The organism is Paenibacillus sp. TAF43_2 (assembly GCF_052113545.1).
Taxonomy (GTDB): Bacteria; Bacillota; Bacilli; order Paenibacillales; family Paenibacillaceae; genus Pristimantibacillus.
Map to the genome: position 1 here is coordinate 1 of NZ_JBFRDK010000231.1, position 8087 is coordinate 8087.

Annotated in this window: 8 protein-coding genes and 2 pseudogenes; all 10 read left to right on the top strand. The window is 40.0% G+C overall.

Annotated elements, in window-relative coordinates:
• Positions 1-359 precede the first annotated feature (359 nt).
• Positions 360-692 carry an ArsR/SmtB family transcription factor gene (locus tag AB4Z17_RS29960; RefSeq protein WP_339209287.1) on the top strand — a complete coding sequence of 111 codons (333 nt, stop codon included), beginning with the start codon at positions 360-362 and terminating at the stop codon, positions 690-692.
• Positions 689-2125: an arsenic transporter gene (locus tag AB4Z17_RS29965; protein WP_441963915.1), complete on the top strand. Its 1437-nt coding sequence runs from the start codon at positions 689-691 to the stop codon at positions 2123-2125. The genes AB4Z17_RS29960 and AB4Z17_RS29965 overlap by 4 nt, the downstream gene beginning before the upstream one ends.
• Positions 2126-2138: 13 nt before the next feature.
• Positions 2139-2564 carry an arsenate reductase (thioredoxin) gene (gene arsC, locus AB4Z17_RS29970; protein ID WP_441907691.1) on the top strand — a complete coding sequence of 142 codons (426 nt, stop codon included), beginning with the start codon at positions 2139-2141 and terminating at the stop codon, positions 2562-2564.
• A 524-nt stretch (positions 2565-3088) separates the two neighbouring features.
• Complete coding sequence (locus AB4Z17_RS29975) at positions 3089-4612, top strand: MDR family MFS transporter (RefSeq protein ID WP_441963920.1); 1524 nt, start codon at positions 3089-3091, stop codon at positions 4610-4612.
• A 273-nt stretch (positions 4613-4885) separates the two neighbouring features.
• Positions 4886-5290 carry an Rrf2 family transcriptional regulator gene (locus AB4Z17_RS29980; RefSeq protein ID WP_441907692.1) on the top strand — a complete coding sequence of 135 codons (405 nt, stop codon included), beginning with the start codon at positions 4886-4888 and terminating at the stop codon, positions 5288-5290.
• 177 nt (positions 5291-5467) lie between these two features.
• The gene (locus tag AB4Z17_RS29985) at positions 5468-6370 is read left to right on the top strand and encodes an NAD(P)/FAD-dependent oxidoreductase (protein ID WP_441963917.1); all 903 of its coding nucleotides are present in this window, start codon (positions 5468-5470) and stop codon (positions 6368-6370) included.
• Positions 6371-6413: 43 nt separating this feature from the next.
• Positions 6414-6836, top strand: coding sequence for an RrF2 family transcriptional regulator (locus tag AB4Z17_RS29990; protein ID WP_441963918.1), 423 nt, complete (start codon positions 6414-6416; stop codon positions 6834-6836).
• A gap of 37 nt (positions 6837-6873) precedes the next feature.
• Positions 6874-7194 carry a thioredoxin gene (trxA, locus tag AB4Z17_RS29995; RefSeq protein WP_441907695.1) on the top strand — a complete coding sequence of 107 codons (321 nt, stop codon included), beginning with the start codon at positions 6874-6876 and terminating at the stop codon, positions 7192-7194.
• A 105-nt stretch (positions 7195-7299) separates the two neighbouring features.
• A pseudogene (locus AB4Z17_RS30000) lies at positions 7300-7521 on the top strand (SRPBCC family protein); the annotation flags it as partial.
• Between the two features lie 323 nt (positions 7522-7844).
• Positions 7845-8087, top strand: a pseudogene (locus tag AB4Z17_RS30005) (polyprenyl synthetase family protein); the annotation flags it as partial.

Here is an 8087-nt window from a genome sequence, read left to right on the forward strand (position 1 = left end):
ATGCAAGTACCTATCGGCGTATGGATCGTATCTTTTATAATCGTAGCCATTCTTTCATGGATTACATTTTGGATCACGAACAAAGCGTATTCAAGACGTTGGGAAGATCATGATGACAGCAACCTAAATAATTAAACGAAAAAGTCTGAGTTAAAACAACAAATAGCACAGGAAGTGGAAATCAGTGATGACAAAATCCTTGTTGTTACTGGTTTTTTTGTGTTCATCTGCTTGCATTGTTGCAGGTATTCGAAATCCTGTTCGGTCCATCATATTCGCCATTGATTATATAATTAATTGGTTATATAATTATGAAATTGAAAGAAGCCAACGGGGGAAAACAGAGGGAGGTACTACATATGGAGCAAAAGATACAGGAAATGGCCGAGGCTTATAAATTATTAGCCGATAAAACGCGGTTAACCATCGTAGCACTGCTCAAAGAAAAGGAACTATGTGTATGTGATATCACTGATATTATCGGGATGTCTCAGCCAAATGCCAGCCAGCATCTACGAAAGCTAAAATCAGCCGGACTTCTAAATGAAAAGAAAAAAGGGCAGTGGGTATATTACTCCCTTAATCCGGATGCGGAAGCCTATGTTCAGTGCGTGTATCCATATCTGCCTTCCATGAAAGAAAAAATAGCAGGCTTAAAAAATAACAGCTGTGATACACAGGGGGAAGCATGACACTTATTGCCATTTTAATCTTTTTACTTACGCTCACGTTTGTAATCTGGCAACCAAAAGGACTTAGTATTGGTTGGTCGGCAGCTGCCGGAGCTATTCTGGCACTTCTGTTTGGAGTCGTAACCTTTGCTGATGTTGGTACGGTTACGGGTATTGTTTGGAATGCTACGCTTGCCTTTGTAGCCATTATCGTAATATCGCTTCTTTTAGATGAAATCGGCTTTTTTGAATGGGCGGCGCTTCACATGGCGCGGCTCGCACAAGGCAATGGAAAGCTTATGTTTGTTTATGTTGTTCTTCTTGGTGCAGCAGTATCGGCATTCTTTGCCAATGACGGCGCCGCGCTTATTCTAACACCTATTGTGCTTGCGATGGTGCGTGCACTTAAATTTGATCAGAAAATGATTTTACCATTCATTATGGCCAGCGGTTTTATCGCAGACACGACTTCACTCCCGTTTGTAATCAGTAACCTCGTTAATATCGTTTCTGTTGATTTTTTTGGAATCGGCTTTATCGAATATGCTAGCCGGATGATTATTCCGAACYTTTTTTCGCTGCTGGCGAGCCTTCTGGTCTTGTATATGTTCTTCCATAAAAGCATTCCAGGTCACTACAATTTAAAACAGCTCAAGAAGCCGTCTGAAGCCATAAAAGATAAGAAGATGTTCCAAATTTCGTGGGTAATCTTAGCCTTGTTACTTCTCGCATATCTTGTAATTCAATACATTCATGTTCCAATTTCCGTCATAGCAGGCGTCGCTGCAATCTTGTTTATTTTAGCTGCTCGCCGCAGCCCGGCTATTCAAACTTGGAAGCTGGTCAAGGGCGCTCCTTGGGCAGTTGTCATCTTCTCCATTGGCATGTACGTGGTTGTTTACGGACTTCGTAATGTGGGACTGACAGATGAACTAGGAAAAGTCATTCAAGCCATCGCCGACAAGGGGCTATTCATCTCCACTATCGGTATGGGATTCCTTGCTGCGATATTGTCTTCGATCATGAACAATATGCCAACTGTGATGATCGATGCATTAGCCATAAAAGGAACAGCAACGCAAGGCGTCATTCGTGAATCTTTGGTGTATGCCAACGTTATAGGCAGTAATTTGGGACCTAAGATGACACCAATAGGCTCACTCGCGACACTTTTGTGGCTGCACGTATTATCACGTAAGGGTGTAAAAATCACATGGGGAAATTATTTTAAAACGGGTATCATTCTCACGATCCCAACACTCTTTATCACGTTAACAGGGTTGTATTTGTGGCTGCATTTCATCCATTCAACAAGCATTAATGTATGGGTGTTGATTGCCGTAATTACCGCAATATTGGTTCTAATCGCCATATGGATAAATGCTTGGATTAGCTCGAAAATGGGCAAAACGAAATTTCAAGAAGAGATCGTAAAAGTTAACTCGAGAATATAGGAGACCGATAATAATGAACAACAAACCACTCGTTTATTTTTTGTGTACTGGAAACTCTTGCAGAAGCCAGATCGCCGATGGATTTTTGAAGGCACTGGGCAGCGGCAAATATGAAGTGAGGAGTGCCGGTCTAGAAGCTCATGGCTTAAATCCCCGTGCGGTTCAAACCATGAAAGAAGCAGGCATTGATATCTCCAATCATACTTCGGATGTCATTGATCCTGAAATTTTAAAACAAGCAGATTATATCATCACGCTTTGCGGTCATGCTAACGATAACTGTCCGGTTGTAAGTAACGACAAAGCGCAAAGATGGCATTGGGGCTTCGACGACCCCGCAAAAGCGACAGGTACAGAAGAAGAAATCAATACTGCATTCGCAGAGGTCCGTGATTCGATAAAAAATCGAGTTGAGTTGTTTGTGAAGGAAGGGAAGTAACAAACAGTAATAATTATGTTCTTTCGAATATATTCGAGGATTTAGGAACTGTTTTTATGCCATTTATAGCTATAATACAAAAGAAGCAAGCCCTCAGGGCTTGCTTCTTTATCATTTAAAATTGCTAATTATTTGATCTTGCTGAATTTCGTCATCTCTAATGATACCTACTCCTGCGTATAAAATATAAATAATGCCGCCAACGAAGCACGCACATAAAGTTAAGAAGGAAATCATATGTTGTCATCCTTTCTAATCGTGATTACATCAATCGTACAGTGACCCTCAAACCTTGTGACCCTCCAATCCAATCTGATATCTCCCATCCAATAAAATTCAACTGACGGTAGTTATTGTTAGCTTGACAAAAAATAAAGCTCCTCTTACTATAATATTATCTCGATCATCAAGATACTTATAAATATAACTATATTTATTCAAGACAATCGATCGTCGAGATAAACAAAGGGAGTGGCAATTACATTGTCAATTGATCAAAGTGGAGGGAACGAGAAACAATGGAAATGGCAAAAGGAAATAAAGTAGGTGTAATCATTGCTGCACTTCTGCTGGCTACACTGATGGCATCAATGGATAACACCATATTAGCAACTGCGATGGGGACAATCGTTGGGGATCTTGGCGGGTTTGACAAATTAATGTGGGTGACTTCCGCTTATATGATCGCTGAGATGGCTGGTATGCCGATATTTGGTAAGTTATCTGATATGTATGGTCGCAAGCGTTTCTTTATTTTCGGAATTATCGTATTTATGATCGGTTCAGCTTTATGCGGTACAGCGGAATCTATTGTACAGCTGAGTATTTATCGCGCGATACAGGGTATTGGCGGCGGAGCTCTAGTACCTATTGCATTTACAATTATGTTCGATGTGGTAGCACCTGAAAAACGTGGGAAGATAGGCGGATTGTTTGGTGCTGCGTATGGCATTTCCAGCATATTCGGACCTCTAATTGGTGCTTATATTGCAGATTATGTTCATTGGTCCTGGATTTTCTACATCAATTTACCAATAGGAATCATTGCATTTGTAATGATTGCTTATTTTTACAAAGAGTCTGTTGAGCATTCTAAACAAAAAATCGACTACATGGGCGCAATAACGCTCGTTACCTCAATTCTTTGTCTCATGTTCGCGCTGGAGCTAGGAGGTAAAAAATACGATTGGGACTCCTTCACGATCATAGGTTTGTTTTTAGCTTTTGTCGTATTATTGGTCACTTTTATATTTATTGAACGCCGCGCAGAAGAACCGATCATCACCTTCAGCATGTTCAAAAATCGGCTTTATTCCACGAGCAATTTAATGGCTATTTTTAGCGGTGCAGCATTTATAACAGCTTCCGTCTATATCCCAATCTACGTTCAAGGGGTACTTGGAGGCTCAGCTACAAACTCGGGGCTCGTGTTGCTTCCTATGATGGTCGGATCTGTTGTCACCGCTGCTGGCGGCGGTATTCTGCTCTCCAAGTTTAGTTATCGCTCCATCATGATTTCGACGTTGTTTCTGCTAGTGGGCGGCATGGCTCTACTGACTACTTTAACACCCGATTCATCCCGATTTACGGTTACAATCTTTATGATTTTAGTTGGTCTTGGCATCGGCTCATCGTTTTCTGTTCTAAGCAATTCTGCCATACATGGATTTACTGYTAGGCAGCGAGGCTCTGCAAGCTCTACACTTAGCTTCACTCGGGAACTGGGAATGACGCTTGGAATTACGGTATTTGGTATTATTCAAAGTCACTTATTTGCAAATAAGCTTTCTTCATCGTTCGGCAGCGGCGGTCAAACGTCGGAGTTCATTGTTCTAAGTGATCCAAGTAAAATTTTGACACCTGAGACAAGGGAGAGCATTCCTTCTCAGATTCTTGATAAAATAACTGAAGCACTGTCCTCGTCACTCGTTCATACTTTTGCTTGGGCCATCATTCCATCCGTCATTGCTCTTTTAGCTGCCTTTGCTATGAGCAAGGAGAAGTTTGATCCAGCTTCCGAGCTAGAAGAATATTCAGCATCTCATTAAAAAATAAACCTCGCTATTCGTAGCGAGGTTTTTCTTATGTACATTAAACTTTGGCAAATAAATCTCTATGGCGTTTGCGTTAGACTCATTCGTTATTTTATAAGAATTAGCAGCATTTTTTGAAGCATTATAATTAAATATATTTAGAAAATGATAATCATAAAGTGTAATAACCAAGAGTCTACTTAGTTACATAATAATATTTCACAACTTGACATATTAGCGACTTCGTAGGTATTATAGACACAATAAGTCTGTAATTGAGGTGAGAACATGAAATTTTCCAAAGCAACCAATTATGCACTTCACACCATGCTCATGCTTGTAGAAGCTTCAAATTTGAAGCCCATAGGCGTCAAGCAGCTGGCGGAATCCCAAAACGTTTCACCTACTTATCTTTCCAAAATTTTAACGAGACTCGTCAAAGCTGGGATGATTGAATCCGTTTCTGGGGCAAACGGAGGTTACCGGCTATCACGCAAAAAGGACGACATTACGTTTTTGGATATTATCCACGCTATTGAAGGAACAACATCATTATTTGAATGTGATTTTGTTCATGGTGAAGAATGCTTGATTCAAGCTGCAATGAAAGAAGCGGAAGAGAAGATGGAACAACATCTGAAACAAACGAAATTAGCTGACATTGCAAAAAAACAAACCAAACTTGAAAGTTAAGAACATTTTTTCTGAAAAAGGAGAAGTACAATTAACATCGTATTAAATCCTTTTTTCGAATTAATTACAGATATAAAGAGTCTTCAATGTCGTATTCAAACTTGATAATAAGCGTTTTTATCGCTTTATTATAGATATAAAGAGTCTTTAATATCCCATTAGTAGGAGATGAGCTGCATGAATTATGATTGTGCCATTATTGGCGGAGGACCAGCAGGGTTAAATGCCGCACTTATGCTTGGCAGGGCAAGGAGAAGCGTTGCTTTGATCGACAACAATCGTCCAAGAAATGCTGTTACTCATTCATCGCATGGCTTTATAACAAGAGATGGCGTTAAACCAGCTGAGTTTCGCCGCATTGCTTATGAAGAGTTGCTGAGTTATCCAACAGTCGATCATATGCAAGCTGAGGTGATTTCGGTCAGCAAAATTGAAGCCGGATTTGAGCTTATTGATTCATCTGGATTTCGCATTCATACACGTAAATTGATCTTGGCAACAGGAGTAAAAGAAATATTTCCCGATATCGAAGGCTTTTACCCGCTTTATGGAAAAAGCTTGTTTAATTGTCCATATTGCGACGGCTGGGAGCTGCGCGATCAGCCCCTTGTCGTTGTTTCGGAATATCCGACTGTTTTTCATACAGCGAAGCTGCTTCTCAATTGGAGCAAGGATTTAGTTGTCTGTACAAACGGGAATGAAAACCTGTCGAACGAACAAAAAAAACAGCTCCAACGAAAGGGGGTCGCAATCATGGAGCAGCCCATTGAAGCATTCGTCGGACAAAATGGGCAGCTTGAGCATATTCGTTTCTCAGATGGAACAACCATTGAAAGAGCTGGTGGTTTCGTTTCTCCTAAGTTTATTTCAAGCACGCGGTTCGGAGAACAATTGGGCTGTGATAAAACGGAGTTGGGAGGAATTCAAACGGATGGAAAGGGGAAAACCTCAATACCCGGTCTTTATATCGCTGGTGATGCTTCCTATTTTATGCCATCCCAATTGGTTTTTGCCGCGGCAGACGGCAGTCGAATAGCGATGAGCGTAAATTTGGAGTTGGCAGAGGAAGACTTCATTTAACGAAACATAAATGAAGTCACAATACGAAAGTAGGTATCGCYATTTGCAAATAAAAAATCATTTGATTGGGTCTTCAAAATTTCGGGCAGCTTTATGTGTCATTTTGCTTCTTACAGAGCATGGTGGAACGTTGACTAGCTCAGAAATGGCGCAACAGCTGAATGTCCATTCGGCTTATTTACGAAAAATCATGTCCACATTGCTGAAAGCTGGGATGGTTGAAGCTAAGGAAGGACAAGACGGCGGATATAAACTAAAGCATCCTGAATCAGATATAACACTGGCTGATGTTTACGATGCAGTAAGAGAGGTAAAGAAAAGCAAAACCGTTACATTCTGTCATTGGACAACATCTATAAATGAAAACTTAGCGAAATTGATGCTAGAAGTTGATGAATGTACCATTTCATACTTAAAGGAAATTAAAGCAACTGACATGATAAGCAGCTTAAACAATTCAAATTAGACAAAACTAACATCCAACTGGAGAGGAAGACATAACCATGACAATTATACATGCAACGGATACAACACTAAAAAATGAAATTCAAAAGAAGGGGCTAACCATAGTTAATTTCTGGGCACCTTGGTGTGGGCCATGTCTTATGTTTGCGCCCATTCTTGAAACATTTCGTTCGGCAGGAAGCCATAATGTAAAAATTGTGAAAGTAAATGTGGATGTTAGTGAAGAGATGGCTTCACAATTTGGAATTATGAGTATACCTACTACCATCCTCTTTAAAGATGGAATACCTGTTGACAAAAGGAGCGGAGTCCTATCAGTAGAAGGCTTGGAAAAATTTATTTCTGGTCATAATAATTAATAACCCGCATTATAGGCTTGATCGTTCATGATAGAGGAAAAGATGTGTAGTACACACGTATCAAAAGGTTAATATCATCGCAATGGAGGATTCAGATTCGATCTCCGCCCAGGTGGTTTATTTCTTTACAAACAGACTGCACCAGACGGAACCGAGATGTGGGTCAAGTTTATCTATCATGAAGTTAATTCCCCTGAGAAAATAGTGTATACCAATTCCTTTTCTGATGAGGAAGGTAACACCGTGCGTGCTCCCTTTGACGCTAATTGGCCTCTTGAATTTTCAGTCACTTTAACGACAAAGGTTAGTTTGATCTCACATTGTTGATGATCAACCTAACCTTTGTTGTTTTTTATTAGAAGGTCTCAAATGGAACGGGGTCGAGCCTTTTTGCGTAATGTATCTCAGAACTTTGTACTTCATGTCCAGCTTGATATTCTCGCTACATATTTTTACCAAGAAATTGTTGAACCACCAGCAATCGTGTAAAATATAACTTTTTTGCTCGACGCATATCGTTCCAAATTCCTCGGAGGAAGTGAGTAAACATAATATTTTAGTCTTATGTACTTCAGGAACTATACTAAGGCTTCAAATCAGTTATTTTGTTACATTTCCCAGTCATTTTATTTTAACTATAAGTCGAGGTTATGCGTCGTATGAATGATAAGTATACAGCTCAAGCAGATACTTGGTACCAGCTTGCAGAGCAAAAGGCAGCCCAATATTTTGAAACATTGAACGAACAAGTGAAGAATAAAACTTATGTAACCACACTAACCGAAGATATTCAATTGTGGAAAAAGAACCATATCCAACATTATTCATTGTTATCCTTTTTTTCGAGAGGAAAGAAAAAACCGGATTCTCGGGATTATCATAGATATATATGG